The organism is Deltaproteobacteria bacterium (assembly GCA_022340465.1).
Taxonomy (GTDB): Bacteria; Desulfobacterota; Desulfobacteria; order Desulfobacterales; family B30-G6; genus JAJDNW01.
Genome location: JAJDNW010000056.1, coordinates 42168 through 60192, shown reverse-complemented (window position 1 = coordinate 60192; position 18025 = coordinate 42168). Strand labels below are relative to the sequence as shown.

Annotated in this window: 19 protein-coding genes; 9 read left to right on the top strand and 10 right to left on the bottom strand. The window is 55.8% G+C overall.

Features of this window, described 5'->3' with window-relative positions:
- Positions 1-169: 169 nt before the first annotated feature.
- The 9 genes from LJE94_08810 to LJE94_08770 all read right to left on the bottom strand — a co-directional run bounded on the left by LJE94_08810 (position 170) and on the right by LJE94_08770 (position 9468).
- Positions 170-1171 (bottom strand): haloacid dehalogenase-like hydrolase, encoded by a 1002-nt coding sequence (locus LJE94_08810; protein ID MCG6910208.1) that lies wholly within the window; start codon positions 1169-1171, stop codon positions 170-172.
- A gap of 28 nt (positions 1172-1199) precedes the next feature.
- A complete protein-coding gene (locus tag LJE94_08805) occupies positions 1200-2498 on the bottom strand; it encodes a BatD family protein (GenBank protein ID MCG6910207.1) in 1299 nt (432 codons plus the stop codon).
- Positions 2495-3166 carry a hypothetical protein gene (locus tag LJE94_08800; GenBank protein MCG6910206.1) on the bottom strand — a complete coding sequence of 224 codons (672 nt, stop codon included), beginning with the start codon at positions 3164-3166 and terminating at the stop codon, positions 2495-2497. Before LJE94_08800 ends, LJE94_08805 begins: the two co-directional genes overlap by 4 nt.
- Positions 3159-4124, bottom strand: coding sequence for a VWA domain-containing protein (locus LJE94_08795; GenBank protein ID MCG6910205.1), 966 nt, complete (start codon positions 4122-4124; stop codon positions 3159-3161). The genes LJE94_08800 and LJE94_08795 overlap by 8 nt, the downstream gene beginning before the upstream one ends.
- Complete coding sequence (locus LJE94_08790) at positions 4124-5101, bottom strand: VWA domain-containing protein (protein ID MCG6910204.1); 978 nt, start codon at positions 5099-5101, stop codon at positions 4124-4126. The genes LJE94_08795 and LJE94_08790 overlap by 1 nt, the downstream gene beginning before the upstream one ends.
- Before the next feature lie 3 nt (positions 5102-5104).
- Positions 5105-5671, bottom strand: coding sequence for a DUF4381 domain-containing protein (locus tag LJE94_08785; protein ID MCG6910203.1), 567 nt, complete (start codon positions 5669-5671; stop codon positions 5105-5107).
- A 20-nt stretch (positions 5672-5691) separates the two neighbouring features.
- Positions 5692-6675: a DUF58 domain-containing protein gene (locus LJE94_08780; GenBank protein MCG6910202.1), complete on the bottom strand. Its 984-nt coding sequence runs from the start codon at positions 6673-6675 to the stop codon at positions 5692-5694.
- A 76-nt stretch (positions 6676-6751) separates the two neighbouring features.
- On the bottom strand, positions 6752-7717 hold the full coding sequence (locus LJE94_08775) for a MoxR family ATPase (protein MCG6910201.1): 966 nt from the start codon (positions 7715-7717) through the stop codon (positions 6752-6754).
- A 212-nt stretch (positions 7718-7929) separates the two neighbouring features.
- Positions 7930-9468: a YifB family Mg chelatase-like AAA ATPase gene (locus LJE94_08770; GenBank protein ID MCG6910200.1), complete on the bottom strand. Its 1539-nt coding sequence runs from the start codon at positions 9466-9468 to the stop codon at positions 7930-7932.
- A gap of 625 nt (positions 9469-10093) precedes the next feature.
- Here LJE94_08770 and LJE94_08765 point away from each other — a divergent pair.
- The 7 genes from LJE94_08765 to LJE94_08735 all read left to right on the top strand — a co-directional run bounded on the left by LJE94_08765 (position 10094) and on the right by LJE94_08735 (position 15301).
- Positions 10094-10825, top strand: coding sequence for a glycosyltransferase (locus LJE94_08765; protein ID MCG6910199.1), 732 nt, complete (start codon positions 10094-10096; stop codon positions 10823-10825).
- 37 nt (positions 10826-10862) lie between these two features.
- Positions 10863-11153, top strand: a complete 291-nt coding sequence (locus LJE94_08760) for a lipid-A-disaccharide synthase N-terminal domain-containing protein (protein ID MCG6910198.1) — start codon at positions 10863-10865, stop codon at positions 11151-11153.
- Between the two features lie 137 nt (positions 11154-11290).
- A complete protein-coding gene (locus LJE94_08755) occupies positions 11291-12748 on the top strand; it encodes a glycosyltransferase family 39 protein (GenBank protein ID MCG6910197.1) in 1458 nt (485 codons plus the stop codon).
- Positions 12749-12831: 83 nt separating this feature from the next.
- Positions 12832-13101: an HU family DNA-binding protein gene (locus LJE94_08750; protein ID MCG6910196.1), complete on the top strand. Its 270-nt coding sequence runs from the start codon at positions 12832-12834 to the stop codon at positions 13099-13101.
- 267 nt (positions 13102-13368) lie between these two features.
- A complete protein-coding gene (locus LJE94_08745) occupies positions 13369-13713 on the top strand; it encodes a metalloregulator ArsR/SmtB family transcription factor (GenBank protein ID MCG6910195.1) in 345 nt (114 codons plus the stop codon).
- A 181-nt stretch (positions 13714-13894) separates the two neighbouring features.
- Positions 13895-15010 carry a permease gene (locus LJE94_08740; GenBank protein ID MCG6910194.1) on the top strand — a complete coding sequence of 372 codons (1116 nt, stop codon included), beginning with the start codon at positions 13895-13897 and terminating at the stop codon, positions 15008-15010.
- Positions 15011-15070: 60 nt separating this feature from the next.
- Positions 15071-15301, top strand: a complete 231-nt coding sequence (locus LJE94_08735) for a thioredoxin family protein (protein MCG6910193.1) — start codon at positions 15071-15073, stop codon at positions 15299-15301.
- 236 nt (positions 15302-15537) lie between these two features.
- On the opposite strand, the gene tsaA is transcribed toward LJE94_08735, so the two are convergent.
- The gene (gene tsaA / locus LJE94_08730) at positions 15538-15969 is read right to left on the bottom strand and encodes a tRNA (N6-threonylcarbamoyladenosine(37)-N6)-methyltransferase TrmO (protein MCG6910192.1); all 432 of its coding nucleotides are present in this window, start codon (positions 15967-15969) and stop codon (positions 15538-15540) included.
- A gap of 371 nt (positions 15970-16340) precedes the next feature.
- Here tsaA and LJE94_08725 point away from each other — a divergent pair, with 371 nt between their 5' ends.
- Both LJE94_08725 and lpxC read left to right on the top strand, forming a co-directional pair.
- On the top strand, positions 16341-16985 hold the full coding sequence (locus LJE94_08725) for a lactate utilization protein (GenBank protein ID MCG6910191.1): 645 nt from the start codon (positions 16341-16343) through the stop codon (positions 16983-16985).
- Positions 16986-17094: 109 nt separating this feature from the next.
- On the top strand, positions 17095-17958 hold the full coding sequence (gene lpxC / locus LJE94_08720; protein ID MCG6910190.1) for a UDP-3-O-acyl-N-acetylglucosamine deacetylase: 864 nt from the start codon (positions 17095-17097) through the stop codon (positions 17956-17958).
- Positions 17959-18025: the final 67 nt, after the last annotated feature.

Genomic DNA, 18025 nt, shown 5'->3' with positions numbered 1-18025 from the left:
AAACATGCGCAACTCACTGTGCCACCAGCAATAGTCTTGCCGGGTTGGAAGAGCATGAAGACTGAAAAACTTATTTTAGGGCGGAGATTATTCAAAAAACATTAAGTACCTGTCTTTTATAATTTTATAATTAAATGACAAATGCTCAATAAGGCAAACTCAAACACGGCTAGTTTACCGGAGGATAGATGACTTTCCAGTCCTGCTTCATATCGACAACGGTCCAGCCTTTGACCGCGGCTTCGTCAAGAGCCTTGTCCAGCTTGCCGACGTGTGACTTGCGGTCATAGGCCCATTCTCGCTCGGCATCGGTGTGGTGGACCAAAAGCCCGAATCGCGGCGCTTTTCCTGCGGTGGTCCACTGAAGCATCTGCAGGTCGCCGTCCGAGTTGCCGAAGGCGGCAATCGGACGGCGCCCGATGTGAGCGTTGATGCCGACGGGTTTGCCCTCCTTGTCATCGATGAAGTTTACCTCCGGCAATCGAACGAGCACCGGCCCATCGGCGCGCATCTCGAATTTGGTCTTGATGCTGCTGCCGACGACCTGTTCGGGCGGAATGCCGTAAACCGCTTCAGCCCACGGCCGCATGAACTCGATGCCGCCGCCCGATACGATGAACGTCTTGAAGCCATTCGCCCTTAAAAAAACCAGCAGTTCCAGCATCGGTTGGAAGACCATCTCGGTATAGCGTTTGCCGGTCTTGGGATGCCGGGCCGTGGCGATCCAATCCTTGACGATCTTCTCGAACGCCGTCGTGGTCATGCCGGCGTGGGTGGACATGACGATTTCGAGAATCGCCTTTTCACCACCGGCCAGCGCCGCCGCCACGTCGCCCTTGAGCAGCGACGCAAAGGGCTCCTTGCCTTTCCATTCCGGGTGCTTGGGGGCGAGTGCCTTAACCCGGTCCAGGGCGAATAACAACTGGAAATAGATGGGTCGCTCCGACCACAGCGTGCCGTCGTTGTCGAACACCGCAACTCTCTCTTCCGGCGCTACAAAATCGGGTGAGCCCTTGCGCGCCACCTGGCTCACGAAATCGATAATCGACTGCTTGGCTTTCCCTTCCCGCCAGGAAGGCAGTGCCTCGCCCGCATCGGCCAGCGGTAAATGGAGGAAGGCCGCAGTAATCAGGGCCGCGAATACCGTAGTCAGCATGCGTTTTGACATCATCATCATCTCCTTTTTGTGTTTCGACCTGTCAGGGGTTCAGCGGTCCGAGCGCGTACCGGCGGTCCGGATGGACATGCCGTTGTCGTAGAAATTTTGGCCGTGCGTCGGCAACCGTGGTGTAGAGTATTTTACCCGACCAACGCTTTTCCTGTTTACCGTACAAGCTTGTTTCCAATGCATCAAGTTGGTGTTCGAGTTCTGGTTCACCCACCATCCGAACAAATTCGGACACGCCGCCTGCATGGCCCGATGCATCGAGCCACTTCATCAAGGTCTGCATGGTTTCAGGCGCATCACTGGATTCGGCGGCCCGCCTGAATTGTCTGAATAGCGCTTTCTCTTTGTTTTCGTCGCGCGGTGTGGATCGACTGTTTTTTTTCCGAAGCAGCATCAACAACACAATTATAACCACAATCAACGCGGCTGCAACCGCCCATCGCCAGGGGAAAGGGACTCCGGAAGCTTCGGCTGCAGCCGGCGGCGTGCCGGATTCCAGCGCCGGATTGGGGGCCACCTGGAACGTGGCCGAACGCAGTGTTACCCGCTGCAGCACCTCGCCCTCGGGGTTCCACCACTGTATCTCTATCTCCGGCAGGGTGTACGCGCCGGCCCGCTGGCAGACATAGGAATAGGTCTCCACCCTTTTACCGGTAAAGGCGCCTCGTTGGGTGTCGGTACTGACCGCCGGTTGTCTGGAATAGATGGCCACCCCGTCGATCCTCTTCATCGCCAGGGGAGGAAAGGCCATGCCGGGGAGGCCGGTTGCGGTCATGGTCACGGTTCGGAGGAACGCGTCACCGACGGTTGCCTTGCCCGGTTTCGGCTCCCAGCGATCGTCGACCTTCAGGTCCCCGGCGGTGATCAGCGGAAGTTCCGGATCGTAGCCGGGTACGTCCAGGACCGTGAAGGGGTGTGCGTTTGTGGGAAGGGAGATCTCCACTTTCCGGCCCTCATCACCCCGATAACCGAATTCCACCCGAAAGGAGGGTATGGTTTGTGGTCCGACGCTCAGGGGAAAAAGGGAAATGGTGTACTGTTTAAACAGATAGGAGCTCCCCTCGATCGTCTCCGACCCCAGGAGGGGGTGGGTGTCGTCCGCAACAATCACCATCCCCGAATCATTGGGCAGGTCAAAGCGAACAACACCGGCAAAGGCGCTGGTCGTAAAGAGGGTGACGTTGAGGTCCAGTCGCTGCCCCACCCAGATTTTATCCGGCTTCGTAAGCTCGCTTTTCAGGAACACTGGACCACCGGCCGCAAAACAGAGGTTGCTCATTGCCAGCATGACGGCCGTCAGGAGTACGTAGTGTAGGATGCGCCGGCTCACTCTGCCCCCCCCTGTTCCGGATCGCCTGTCGTTTGCCGTGCAGCCTGGTATGAGAATTTGGCGCGCAAAAAATCCGCCGGCCGTGTCTGCACCCGGCGCAGCCACATGGCGCTCAATTCTGCATCCGAGAGCCGCTGTTTCCCCCCCGAGACCGTCTCTTTCTGATCCTCCGTCGCATTGGCCGCCTGCTCGTCAAAGACGATCTTGTCCGGTGCCAGCATACCGCCGGTGCCCTCATCCCCTTCGTTGGGGAGGTGCAGTCTATTTTTTCGCTGCAGTGCGAGTTCGAGATTGTCGGCGGCCTCTTTCCAGCCGGGCTTTCCGGCCAGGGCTCTGCGGTAACCGACAACGGCCTGGTCGTATTCACCCAGCATGAGCAGGGCATTGGCCCGGTTGTACAAAGCCTCGACGGAATCGTCCTGGCCGAACGAGGCGGCCGCACCCTTGAAATCGCCGGCACGGTACAAGGCGGTGCCACGCTGCAGGGGATCCTGGAAAACCCGGGCGGCGTTCCGGTACGCCTTGCGGGACATGTAGATTCTCCCCTGCTGGTCCGGGGTGAGAAAAAGATCCCCCGATGACCAATTGACAAGGGAGAGGGCGATGAGAAAAGAACAGGTGCCGATCAGCGTTACTGCCAGCGGCATGTATTTCCCGACGTCATTCATAGGCCACCATCCATCCCCGGCGGAAGAAAAAGAGCGCGATCGCCAACAACACCGGCAACGCCCAGTAGCCCATATCCTGCCAGCGCTGCCCCTGATTCTCCCGGGCGGTGGACATGCTGGATTTGATCCGTTCCGCCAGTTTCCGGATGTCCCCGTCATCGGCGGTCACCACCGTCAAATCGGCGCCGACGACCGAGGCCGCTTTTTTCAATGCGCCGGGATTCAAGGCCGGCGCCGGCGGGCTGTCCAGTGGAACGCGCACGCCCTTGGGCGCAGCCATGGCGTAAAGATGCACCGGAATCTCTTTCTCCCGGCGAAATCGCTCCAACACCGCGGTTTGCGACCCGGGCAGCGAATCGGCAATGAGCAGAATAGATCCGGCCATCTCTGCCCGTTCCAAGAGCGCGGCTGCCTGCTCGAGCCCCGCTACCGGTTTATCCCCGCTGTCAGGCATGACATCGGGACTCAGGGCCTGGCTGAACATGTCGATGATACCGGGGTCAACGGTAAAGGGCATGACCAGATGGCTCGAAGCGCTGTAGGCGATGAGTGCGGTCTTCGCACCGGGGCGCCGTTTGAGCAGGTCATGAATTTTCTGGGTGGCCCGGGTGAGGCGGGATGGCTGGATGTCCCGGGCCATCATGGAGGGGGTGACCTTGAGGACAATGACCAGTCCGGCGGTATCCTGTGCAAACGGCGACGGTTCCTTTTTCCATGTCGGGCCGGAAACAGCCACGATTCCGATTGCCCAGAATGCAGCCAGCAGATAAAGCGGAAAACGCCGATGCTGCTGTCCTCTGCCGATCAGCAAATGATCGAGCAGATGCCCGGCAATCAGTGTCTGCATGCCATACCGGCTTTCCCGGTTTCGCAATGCGTACCCGATCAGCCCGGCAGCCGGAACCAGTAAAACGAACAGCCAGGGACGCAGGAAGTGGAGGTCGTGGAAGAAGTGCATCAAGCCGGCCTCCGCATTCGAACGATCCGTCCCGTGAGCGGCAGCATGCTCAGTACGATCACCATTGACAGAGGCCAGTAATAGAGATCTATTTTAGGCCGATAACTGATACTGTCGATTTTGTGGGTGCTCAGGCGATCGATTCGGTTGTAGATCTCCTCGAGCCTCGTGCGGTCGCCGGCCCAGAAGTAATAGCCGCCGGTCATCTCGGCCACGGCCTTCAGGTCTTTTTCATCGAGCTTTTGCTCGCCCGCAGCTCTGGGATCGCCCACTGCCACGGTGTAGATGACAATGCCCTCTTCTTTGGCGATTCCGGCGGCCTTTTTCGGCTCCAACCCGGAACTGGTGTCGTTGCCGTCGGTGAGCAGGATCAGGAGCTTGTCTTTGACCTTGCTCTTCTTGAACATGTTGATGGCCAGGCCGATGGTATCGCCCAGGGCCGTCCTGGGTCCGGCCATGCCCACCTGGGCCTCGCGCATCAATTCTCGGCAGGTGTCGAGATCTTCGGTAAACGGCGCCTGGATAAAGGGCGCCGTGCCAAAAAAGATGAGACCGACCCGGTCCCCCTTGCGCCGTTCGAGGAATTCGTCGAGCACGCCTTTGACCGCCGCCAGCCGGGTGCCTTTTCTGCCGTCGGCGGTCGTAAAATCTTCCGTTTTCATGGAAGCTGAAAGGTCCACACCCAGGAGAAGGTCCCGGGAAGGAATCTGCTTGTTGATCGGCGGTGCGACCCACTGGGGCCTGGCCAGGGCGGCAACCAGCAGTATCCATCCGAGGCTCACCGCGACCTGCCGCAACAGCGGTTGCCTGCGAACGATGCTACCGCTGCCCGGATCCTGGCCGGAAAGGGCTACCAGGTCGTCAAAAAAGGGAACCCGCACCGCCGGCCGCTCTTCGCGAAAGGGCCGGGCAAACCACCGAAAGAGCAACGGCAGGGGCAGAAGACAAAACAGCCATATATCGGCAAAAATAAACATAAATCAGGTGGAACCCTTCGCTTTTAAGCCATTTGTTGCATAGGCTCTGTTCGCGGCGATCACGCGGTGACCGGCCAGCCAGGCGCGCACGGCCCGGCTAAGACTGCGGACCTGTTTCCGGCTGATCCCATCGAGAAGGGTTGCGGAAGCGTACGAACAGGCCAGCAACAGTCGCCCGTTCTCGCCGGAAAAAAGCGATTTGCCGATGCTGCGATCGAGAAAATCGAGCCATGGTTTTCCGCAAAGTGATGCGACCTCCCCGCGGCCATAGGCGGCAAGGGCCGTGCGTTTGAGGAGCGCCGGCAGGCGGGGCAGCAGGCGATGGACGGCGGCCCCGCCTTCGGCAAGGGCCTTTTCGATGCGCGCCAGCTCGGCCAGCGCCTGGCGCCGGTATGCGTTGCGCTGCCGACGCCGATACCAGGCAACCGCTCCCCAGATAAGTAAAAGCAGCAGGGTCACCCCCAGCGCGTACCAGCCCGGTGCCGGGGGCAGCCAGGAGACAGGCCCCGGAACGACGATGTCGTGCAGGTTTTCTAAACTGGTCGAAGCGGGCATGTGTGATTCAACCATTCATGGGCTGCTTGCACAAATCAGCGGGCTCCCCTTACGGCCACCTTCCCTGCCCGCGCCTGTTTGCCGGGAACGAATCCAAGAGCTTTTCGAACCTGTTGGGCCACGTCTTCCGCCGTGTTGACGGGAAGCACCGGAGCACCCATTCGGCTCAGGGAATCGGACAGGGGTTTCAGGCGGCCCTGGAGAAATTCCGGGAAACGTTCTTTCAATTGCCGGTCGTGAAAGTCCAGCCTGATCTGGCTTCCGCCGTCGCTGATGATCAGCGAACCGTTTTCCGGCAATTTTTTCGCCAGGGGGTCGTACACCGGCACCAATATAAGGTCGTTGTGCCGGCAGAGCTGTTTTGCATGCTGCAGGGTTTCATCGTTCATTCCAAAAAAATCACTGATCACGCAGACAAGATAGTCATGACCCGTTAGGGAAACGGTCTTGCGAAGGGCCTGGTTGAGCATGCCGGAAACGGGAAAGATCCCCCGGTCGATGCCCAGCTTATGGTTCTGCTCCACGATGATGCGGAGAATTTGCATTACCGTTTTTTTCGAAGGCCGGTGCCGGATCACCTGTATGTCATCGTCGTTGAAGACGACCGCGCCCACTCGGTCACCGACAGTCACCACCCGCCAGGCCGCAAGGGCGGCCGTGTGGGCGGCCGTGACCGATTTCATGTTGACCTGCGAGCCGAAAAACATGGACAGGCGCTGATCCACCACCAGCAGAACCGGCCGTTCCCTGTCCTCTGTGTAAACCCGTACATAGGGCTGCCCGGTTCGCCGGGTCGCCTTCCAGTCCATCGTGCGGATATCGTCCCCCGGCCGGTACTGTCTGAGTTCCTCGAAATCGAGCCCCCTGCCGCGAAGCCGCGATGCATGCCTGCCGGCCAGCAGGCTGTGAACCGGCTGCCTGGGGAGAAAGCTGAACCCCGCCGTTTTGTGCTGAAGGCGGATCAATTCCTCCAGGGTGGCATAGACGCCAGGCTTGTTCTCGTTTTGCGGGGACTGCATAATGACCGTTACACCTTACTTCAACCTAAGCCGAGCGTTCCAAATTAGGTTCGGCCCAGTGTTGCAACTGTGGGGTTCACGCTACCGCTACCTGTTTGACCACAGCATCGATTACCTGATCGGCATGCATGCCTGCGGCATTGGCTTCGTAGCTCAATATCAACCGGTGGCGCAGGCAGTCATGGACCACCGCCCGCACGTCATCCGGAACGACGTGGTCCCGGCCCTCCAGCCAGGCATGCACCCGGGAACATTTATCGATGGCGAGACTGCCCCGGGGGCTGGCGCCGACTTCCAGCCAGCCGGCAAGTTCTTGGCCGTATTTGCCGGGGTAGCGGGTGGCGCTGATCAAATCAACAATATAGCGTTCAATCGTTTCCGAAGAATAGATCCCGTTGATCTCATCCCGGGCGGAGAACACGGCCTCCTGGGCAATGGCTTCCGGCTTTCGATCCGGGCCCGCCCCCTGCTCACCGCGCACCAGACGGATGATCTCCAGTTCGTCCGCATCGCCGGGATAGTCGATCCTGACATGCATGAGAAAGCGGTCCATCTGGGCCTCGGGCAGGGGGTAGGTTCCCTCCTGCTCGATGGGGTTCTGGGTGGCCAGGACCATGAAAAGCCGCTCCATTTTATGCGTTTTTCCGGCCACCGTCACCTGTCTTTCTTCCATGGCCTCCAACAGTGCGGCCTGCACCTTGGCCGGGGACCGATTGATTTCGTCGGCCAGAATCAGGTTGGAAAAAATGGGGCCGGGCTGAAATTCAAACAGATCCTTTCCACCAGAGGCGTGATATACCTCCGTGCCGGTAATGTCCGACGGCAGCAGATCCGGAGTGAACTGGATGCGGGAGAGCCCTGCGGATAGATTTGCGGCCATGCTCTTGACCGCCCTGGTCTTGGCCAGTCCGGGCAACCCTTCGAGCAGCAGGTTGCCGTCGGCCAGCAGACCGATAATCAACCGGTTGACAACCTGTTTCTGACCGATGATGGATTGTTCCATCCGTGCCTGCAGTTCTTTTATCGATTCAAGCGTCGTCATGATGTATTCCCAAACATTGAAGCAACGTCAGAATTTTCCGCGAAGCCGCTCGCCGTTCGCGGAAAATCCTTCGGATGCACCCAAAACCCTCGCCGGGTTTTCATTTCAGATTAATGGCCGCAGCCCGCAGCCGATTCCAGTCTTAGCAAAACATCGGTATCCACGCGATTCATATCTCAAGTCAATTACGAACGCAATTTTTATATCATCATTCAAACCCCATTTTTACGGCCCCGGTCCAGGCTGCGGTACTGAATCGCCTCGGCAACGTGGGCGGATGACATTTTTTCAGATGCTTCCAGGTCGGCAATGGTGCGGGCGATCTTGAGGATGCGGGAAAAGGCGCGGGCGGACAGGCCCAGGGTGTCGATGGCCGTTTCCAGCAACCGGTGAGAAGATTCATCGATGCTGCAGTGCACTTTGAGGTGTCGGTTGCTCATCTGGGCATTGCAGAAAATGCCGGTGTTGCGAAACCGCAGGGATTGAATATTGCGCGCCGCGGTAACGCGCTTTCTTATGTCGACGGACAATTCCGAAGTCCGTTTGGATCCCAGATGCTTGTAGGGCACGGCCGGCACCTCGACGTGGATGTCGATGCGGTCCATCAGGGGGCCGCTGATCTTGGCCCGGTAGCGCTGGATCTGGTGAACGGAACAGCGGCACTCGTGCTTGGGGTCTGAGAGGTAGCCGCAGGGGCAGGGATTCATGGCCGCCACCAGCATGAAACTCGCAGGGTAGGTGATGGTGGAGCGCGCCCGGGAGATGGTGACCCTTAGGTCTTCCAGGGGCTGGCGCAAAACCTCCAGGACGTGCTTCTTGTATTCGGCGAGTTCATCCAGAAACAAAACGCCGTTGTGCGCCAGGCTGACCTCGCCGGGGCGGGGAACGTGCCCGCCGCCGATCAGGCCGGCATCGGATATGGTGTGGTGGGGCGCCCTGAAGGGCCGCCAGGTGACCAGGGCCTGGTCCTTTTCCAGCAGCCCCACCACGCTGTAGACCTTGGTGGTTTCGATGGCTTCGTCGAATGTGAGGGACGGCAGGATGGTTGCCAGGCGTTTGGCCACCATGGTCTTGCCGGATCCCGGCGGTCCGATCATGAGGATGTTGTGGCCGCCGGCGGCCGCCACCTCCATGGCCCGTTTGACATGCTCCTGGCCCATCACTTCGGAAAAGTCGGCTTCGAAGCGTTCCCCCGCTTTGAAATAGGTGGCGACGTCCGTCTCCAAAGGGGCTATTTCCGTAAACCCGCCCAGGAACGCCACCACATGCCCCAGGGTTTTGACCGGATAGACCGGGATGCCCTCGACGACCGAAGCTTCCAGGCGATTGTCGAAGGGAACCATGATACCGGCATAGCCCGCCTCCTTCGCCGCCAGGGCCATGGGCAGCGACCCGTTCACCGGTTTGACGCGCCCGTCCAGGGAAAGCTCGCCCATGGCCAGAAACCGCTCCACCGCCCGCTTGGGAACGATGCCCGTGGCGGTGAGAATCCCCAGGGCGATGGGCAGGTCGAAACCGGTGCCGTCCTTCTTGATGTTGGCCGGTGCCAGGTTGACGGTGATGCGGTCGTCGGGAAAGGTGTACCCGGAATTGTGAATGGCGGACTTGACCCTTTCCTTGCTCTCCTTGACGGCGGTTTCCGGCAGGCCCACCGTGGTAAAGGAAGGCAACCCCTGGATGATGTCCACCTCCACCTCCACCAGGTAGGCATCGATGCCGATAACGGCACTGCTCAGCACCTTGGCAAGCACACTGTCTCCTGCTGCTTGGAATTAATAGTCGTCGTCGGAAAATGATGGCAGGAATGGGGCAGGCACACAATACTGGATGATTAGGGCATCAATACGGTTTATAATCCCGTATACATTTACCATTTTCCCAATAGGGAGCAACAACTGGCTGCATGATTAACAGAAATATATTTCCTTCCTAAGCTGAGCGCCTTTAATTATTGGCTAGTTCATGCGGCCACAATGACTTTATAAAGCCGAAAACCGTTCCGGTGTCGGTTTTTTCACAACATGGCCTCAAAAATCCGTTTTCTGATGTCACAAACAGATCCAATAATCCTATGAAACAATCGAAACCGCCCCCCATATCGGCAGATCGGCACCGGGTGTCCGCATGGCGATGATCCAGGAAGCGCTGGCGCTTGAAGAGCGAAGACCGAATCGTGTTCCATGCGTGATGACTCTTGACACCGAAGGTGCGGTGAACCCGGAGGGCCCGGATTTCTTGCCCTGTCAGCTTGAAACCATTCGGTTTATGTCGTATAGGTAGCCGTGGCCGTCTGAATCGACACATTCGCAAATGGATCCATGCGAGCCCGGGAATGGGATTCCCTTGGGCTGCCCGACACACCGTTGAGGACAAAAGATGCCTGCAACACAACAAATCGACAGTTTAACAATTGTCGTACCCATATTTAACGAGGAACCCTGCCTGGATCATTTCAAAAATGAAATGGATCGATTCTTAACGCAAGCGCCTGTTCCAACGACGGTTATGTTCGTCAATGACGGCTCGACAGATGACAGCCAGGCGATGATCCAGACCATATGTGCTGCGGATGATTGCTACAAATTTATCGCCCTGGACAAGAACACGGGCTTGAGCACCGCGCTCAAAGCGGGCATTGACAGCACTGAAAGTGCGCTTGTCGGCTATATCGACGCCGATGTCCAGACATCGCCGGTTGATTTTTTGAAATTTTTCGAATTTTTTCCGCAATATGACCTCGTGAACGGTATCCGCCATCAACGCAACGACAGCGTCGTTAAGAAAATATCTTCCCGGGTCGCCAATACCGCCCGCAGAGTGATGATCGATGACGGCATCGAAGACACGTGTTGCCCCCTGAAGGTAATGAAAACCGATTACGCACGCAGTATGCCCTTTTTTATCGGTATGCACCGCTTCATCCCGGCCCTGGTACAACTTCAGGGCGGCAGCGTCAAACAGGTCCCCGTACAGCACTTTCCGCGATATGCCGGCACGGCCAAATACAATCTGCGCAACCGTTTGATCGGCCCCTTTATAGACACGCTTGCATTTATCTGGATAAAAAAAAGATACATCCGATACCGCATATCAAAAAAAAGCCTCTGAAAGCGACCGTCTTGGTTGAAGAAAAGGAGTACAACAGGTGAAAGAATATTTCTGGATTGCCCTGGGATTTTGCGCTCAACTGCTTTTTTCATTTCGCTTCATCATTCAATGGATAGCAAGCGAAAAAGCCAAAAAAAGTGTCATGCCGGTTTTGTTCTGGTATTTCAGCATTGCAGGCTCCCTGTTGCTCTTGATCTATTCCATATATCGCAAGGACCCTGTTTTTATCGTCGGCCAGTCAGCCGGCATCATCGTTTACGGCCGCAATCTATACTTTATTCATAAAGAAAAAAATGCCGCCAAAACCCGGCAACCCGTCAACGGTTGAAGCGCACGCATCATAACAGGCATCGATCCTTACGGTGATGCGCAGCACGGCCGTACGGCGGAACACACCCCTTGAGTTTGCGGTGGGGAAGTTCCATCCGTGGGGTGATTCTTCACAACCCGCTTCGAGGCAGACAGTTGAATAACACCACAAATCGATTTTTTTGGATCATGCTGGGCCTGTCTCTTATCGTGGCTTTTGCATTCCAGGGTTCACGAGGGTTGTTCGAAACCACCGAGGGTCGGTATGCTGAAGTTGCGCGTGAGATGCTGGACAGCGGCAATTACCTGGAACCGACCATCGGCTATCGGGCCCATTGGACAAAGCCGCCCCTCGCCTATTGGACCATTGCGGGCGGCATGCGGCTGCTCGGCAGGAATGAATGGGGGGTGCGCTTTTCCAATGCGGTTGCCTTTGTTTTAACGACCTGGATCGTGTTTCACATAGGCGCCCTTCTGTGGAATAAACGTGCCGGAGTCATGGCGGGCCTTGTTTACGCGACCTCTGCGAATACCATTTTCGGCATGAACTCCATCAGTACCGACACCCTGCTGACCTTATGGGAAATCACCGCGGTTTTTTGCTATCTCAAGGCGGGGCGGGTAACCACTGCCCAAAATCGTAACGGGTGGCGCCTGCTTATGTGGGTATTTTTCGGCCTGGGCTTCTTAACGAAAGGTCCGCCGGCACTGCTGCCACTTCCGGCGATATGGATCTGGCACCGTTTGAGCAGACAAAAATGGCGCCTTTTCAATGTCCAGGGCGTGTTGCTGTTTCTGGTGGTCGCTTTGTGGTGGTACCTTCTGGTTTGTTTCCGCCATCCGGAGCTTCTGACCTATTTTTTAGGAACAGAGGTTATTGCCCGGGTGGCATCAGATTCCTTTCATAGAAACTCGGAGTGGTACAAACCCCTGGCAATCTATCTCCCTTTTTTAACGGTTGGAGCAGGTGTTTGGTCGATTTATCTGCTGAAAGTCGTCATCGCCAAAAAGCTGTTCAGAATAAAAACAATTTGGAATTATCTCCTCCAGGGAACGTATGCAGCATTTTTACTGTTATGGATACTGATCCCCCTGCTCATTTTTTTTATATCGAAAAGCCGTCTTCCACTCTACGTGCTTCCGTTGGTTGCACCTGTTTCCCTGATTATCGGATATGGATTGAGCGATGGGTACCGGCTGAAAAAAATTACGATAATCGCCGGAATTTCGGCCGTTTTCCTGATCGGTTTGAAGGGGGCGTCGGTATACTACAGCGATAAAAACGACATGAAGGCATTGTATGCGGCATGCATGAACCTGGGAGGCGCGAACGCAAAAATTGCAAGCTACAAGGAGCACAATCTCAACGGGTTGCAGTTCTATCTGAATGGAAACCTCACCCGCCTATCAGACCGCAAGAAGCCGTGGAGTGATGATCTCGCTGAAAACTTCATTGCCAATGAGTTGGGAAAAGATACAACCGTCAGGCATCTTTTCGTCATGCGCCCTGCACATGCCGAAAAATTAAAAGGAATGCTGGATCGGCAGGGGGTTACCTTCGAAGCGCATGAGAATCGATTCTGGCAGATCTATGTTACGCCCAAAAAGGGATGAAGAAATTGTGATAATTTTTATTGAATAAAATCATCCAATGATATATTCAGCTTACCATCTTACAACAAAAAAGGGAGAAAATTATGAACAAGGGAGACTTGGTCAACGAGTTGGCAAAGGTGTTGGAAACGAAAAAGGATGCCCAGGCAGCTGTGGACGGTGTTTTATCGAGCATTACCAATGCACTGAAAAATGGCGATTCCGTATCATTGGTTGGATTCGGCACCTTTAAGGTTGCTGAAAGAAGTGCACGTCAAGGCAGAAACCCACAAACAGGGGAAGCGATGCACATTCCGGCAAGCAGAGTGCCAAAATTTGCAGCCGGCAAAGCACTGAAAGATGCAGTGAAATAGCTATTCACTGTTGGATTGGATACATAGGCAGGGTCCTTCAATAATCGTATATATCTCCAACCTATTAATTTTCCACGATATTAACAGTTTTTAGCCTATCACCGCCGGGACAATCGTCAGTCCATCGGCACCTTCATGGTATCAAACGGAGAGTCGGCCAAACCGATTCTCCTTTTTTTTACATCGTCCTGTGAAAGCCTGCTTGCCTTTTTTGGTTGACAATTCACAAAAACCTATTATATTCTAAATTAACGATATGGAGGAGCCATGAAAGATTTCATAAAGGTCATGAAAGCCTTGTCGGATGCAAACCGGGTAAAAATGATCAAGCTGCTGCAGCGCCGTGTCCTGTGCGTGTGTGAGATTCAGGAAGCCATGGGGTTGGCCCAGTCTACGGCCAGCAAGCATCTCAAAATTCTGGAAGAAGCCGGTTTAATTACTTATTCGCGAGAAGGGCTGTGGGTCAACTACCGCCTTGCCGACGGGGGCAGGAATCCGTATGTGGCCAATATGCTCGGCAACCTGCGACACTGGCTCGAAGCGGATAGCGACGTTGCGGCGCTGGTTGCCCAGCTGCCCGCAATCAGCCGTGAAACCATTTGCGGCGGCTAATTTTTTTTGGCCTCATTATATCACTGTATGACGAATTATGAATAAAGCGGTCTTCAAAAGATAAACGTAAATTTGAAACGCTCGACATAGGCCGTATCGAGGCGCCTACAGACCGCTGCAGGTTTGAAAGATCGATTTTTAAACGGGGGCCACCATCTTCCCCGGATACGGAGGTTTTCACATGCATAACGCTCAGGAAAAGGCCTGCGCTTGCAGTACAGGCCACGCGGCTGTCGCCGCCATCGATCAGATGAGCGAACCGACCCGTTCACCCGTCGCCAAATATGTCGCCGGCGTAGCGGTCATGATTGCCGCCTGGTGGCTGATCTACGGTCAACTGAAACCGCTGGCCGACTTTCTCACCCTGACGCTGTCCCGATGGACCGGGTTTGCGCCCCAAGGCCATTTGGGGGATGCGATCGCCTTTTTTCTGTATGACACCCCAAAGGTGCTGATGTTGCTGACCCTGGTGGTGTTCGGCGTCGGAATCGTGCGTTCTTTTTTTACCCCCACCCGAACGCGTGCCATCCTGGACGGCAAGCGTGAATCGGTGGGCAATTTCCTGGCGGCCGGCCTGGGGATTGTGACGCCGTTTTGCTCCTGCTCGGCCGTTCCGCTGTTTCTGGGTTTCGTTACCACGGGCATACCGCTGGGGGTGACCTTTTCGTTCCTCATCGCGGCCCCCATGGTGAATGAGGTTGCCCTGGTGCTGCTGTATGGGCTTTTCGGGTGGAAAGTCGCCGCCATCTACTTGAGCACCGGACTCGCCATCGCCATTGTCGCCGGCTGGGTCATCGGCCGCCTTAAAATGGAGCGCCATCTCGAGGACTGGGTGTACCAGATCCAGGCCGGTGAGGCCGCGGTGGAGAAAGGGCCGGAAGGCTGGGGCGAGCGTATTGGCTATGGTTTCGATGCCGTCCGCGATATCGTCGGCAAGGTGTGGTTGTACGTCGTATTGGGAATCGCCGTGGGTGCCGGCATTCACGGGTATGTACCGGAAGGTTTCCTGGCGTCGTTTATGGGAAAATCGGCCTGGTGGTCGGTGCCCGCTTCGGTTGTCCTGGGCATTCCCATGTATTCCAATGCCGCCGGCATCATCCCCATCGTGCAGGCGCTGCTGGAAAAAGGTGCGGCGCTTGGCACCGTCCTGGCCTTCATGATGTCGGTCATCGCCTTGTCGCTGCCCGAGGCGATCATCCTGCGAAAAGTGCTCAAACCGCGCTTGATCGCAACCTTTATCGGCGTGGTCGGCACGGGCATTCTGATCGTCGGATACATTTTCAATTACTTTGTCTAACAAGCGGCCCGGATGCAACCGGGCTGAAACACGGCAGAAAACAAATAAAGGAAGGTTATCATGGAAATCAAAGTGCTGGGACCGGGCTGTGCAAAATGCCAGAAAACAGAAAAGGTCGTCAAGGAGGCCGTCGCCGAATCCGGGGTTGACGCCGATATCGAAAAGGTGACCGATATGATGAAAATTGCCGGTTACGGCGTTTTCGGAACCCCCGCGGTGGTCGTGAACGGCGAAGTGAAATCGTCGGGCAAGGTTCCTAAAAAAAAGGATGTTATGGCCTGGCTGCAATAGCCGGGCCGTTCACCGGGGGCCGGCGGGACTCCGGAAGAGAACCAATGGCCCTGAAGCCATTTTTGAATTTTTGAAACGCTCAACGTGGCCTAATTTGACAAGCGGCTGAGAACCCGCGATAAACGCTATGGTGAAAACTGGAAAGATACCCATCCTGATTTTTGGCGCAACTGCGAAAAAAACGCTCGAACATTCCAGAGAAGCCCTTGAAAAAATTCTTTAAGAATCAGCTTAGGTTATTGCGTCTGGGAGATATCTTCACGGCTCGGGAGCGTCTTCCTGTTGTCGACAAAGGGTTTGATGTCCAGAATCGGTGTGCCGTCCAACATGTCCATGCAGCGTACATGCAGCACGTTGTCTTTTTTCGCAAGCACCTCCAGAACCGACAGCCCTATGGGGTTCGGCCGCCTGGGGGAACAGATGCTGAACACCCCCATGGCTTTATCCCGATGCGGCGGGGTCTGCTTCAACAGATCCGGTGAAAAAGGGGCGCTCTTGTGAAAATGGAACAACACAACGATCCGCTGGCCAACGGTGATGTCCGCAAGTGCTTCGGTATATTCAGAATCGATATTCAGCGTGCCCTCGACATCCGACACGGTCCAGTGTCGGGGAATGTCGGCCGCATCCGTGTGCGCCGTTCCAATGGGTTTTAATATGATCGTCACTGTCGTTTCTCCTTCGGTGGATCTCCCCCGCGGCTAGCGGCCGAGACTTCAATCTCATGCGAAATGAGCTTATTTCGCCCTCCATACAGATACCTAAACTCAACGTAGAAGATATCACCCTTCCCGGTGGTCGGGTCAAGCACTCTTTTACCTGAATCCGCGACCTTGGGCAGTCGACGCCGATTTGTTTCGATTTCGCGCGTCCTCGCTGCTGGACTCCCGGACACGGTCATGGTATAGTGACCGCTCTCGCAGCGGGGTGAAGGCAATGTGCCCGCTGTCGCGAGCCGCTCTGTTTTCACCTGATTTAAAACGCTCAACCTGGCTTTTATCATCAACCGGTCACGGTAACCTTTGGAAAGGAAAACCCCATGGATGAACATCAGATTGCCTGGAATGAAAAGGTCGCTGAAAAACTGATAAAGCACCTTGAAAAGCGGCGTATGGAAGGAAGCTATGCGGCAACGGCCTCTCTGGCCAAAGACGAAGTCACCGCCATGATCGCACCGGGTTCGTCGGTGTATCGATGTGGAAGCATGACCACAACCTATGCAGGACTCTGGGAATCCGTTGCCGAAATTCCGGAGGTAACGCTCATCGACCCTTATGAACCGGGCATACAACCCGAGGAAGGCTTGGAACGCCGCCGCCAGGGGATGTCCGCCGATTTCATGATCGCCAGCACCAACGCGATCACCCTGGACGGGAAACTGGTGAACTTAGACGGCATGGGCAACCGCGTGGCGGCCATGTGTTTCGGGCCTAAAAAGGTCATTCTGATGGTGGGAATGAACAAGGTCGCGCCCGATCTGGAATCGGCCATGGCCAGAGTCAAGCACTATGCATCCCCCATCAACAATATCCGTTATGGCCTCGATAACCCCTGTGTTGCAACCGGGCTGTGCAGCGACTGCAAGACCCGTACGCGCATCTGTAACATGTGGAGCATCATCGAGGGCCACATGATTGACAAACGCATCCATGTCAAACTGATTGGGGAGACGGTTGGATATTAGGCGGACATACCTCAAACCGGTCGCTTTCGCTTTTTGGGTTGCATGTTTTCGTAGTTGTGGAATATATAGAAGTCATCTCCAGCAGCCAGTATAAGCCGTGACAAACCATATGCATACACATCAAAGAACCCTGGCGAAAAAGGTATCCTGTACGGGTGTCGGGGTGCACTCCGGAAAGACCGTCAACCTGAAAATAGGCCCTGCACCGGTAAACCACGGCATCAAGTTTGTGCGCACCGACCTTTTGGACAGCCCGGAAATTTCCGCCCACTTCAACATGGTGGTGGATACCAGCCTCGCCACGGTGATCGGTTACGAAGGCTTTATCGTTTCCACCGTAGAGCACCTTATGGCCGCCTTTTCAGGCATGAGCGTGGACAACGCGCTGGTGGAGATCGATGCCTACGAAATGCCGATCATGGATGGCAGCGCCGGCCCCTTTGCCGATCTTATACAGACTGCCGGCATCGAGACCCAGGCTATGCCCCGCTGCTATTTCAAAGTCCAGGAACCCATCGAAATAAAGGAGGACGGCAAGTTCGTGGGCATTTATCCGTCTGATTGTTACCGGGTGACCGGCACCATTGAATTCGACCACCCCTTGATCAACAGACAATCCTGTTCCGTGACCGTCCACGAAACCTCTTTTGTCGAAGAAATCAGTCGGGCTCGAACCTTTGGCTTCCTCAATGAATACGAACTGCTCAAGCGGTACGGCCTGGGCAGGGGAAGCTCCCTCGACAACGTCGTCGTCATCGCCGAAGACCATGTCATGAATCCCGAAGGGCTGCGGTTCCCCGATGAATTCGTGCGGCACAAAATACTGGATTGCATCGGAGACTTTTCCCTGATCGGCATGCCCATCATCGGCCACGTGGTTGTTGAAAAATCGGGGCATGCCTTTAACCACGCTTTTCTTAAAAAATTTTTCGTGGAGAAGGAATCCTGGGAAACCTGTACGCTGGCCGACTAGGCCGGTACCCCCGCAACGGCTCCCCGACGCCCTTCACAGCTGAAATTGCTTGCCATTTAACCGATTA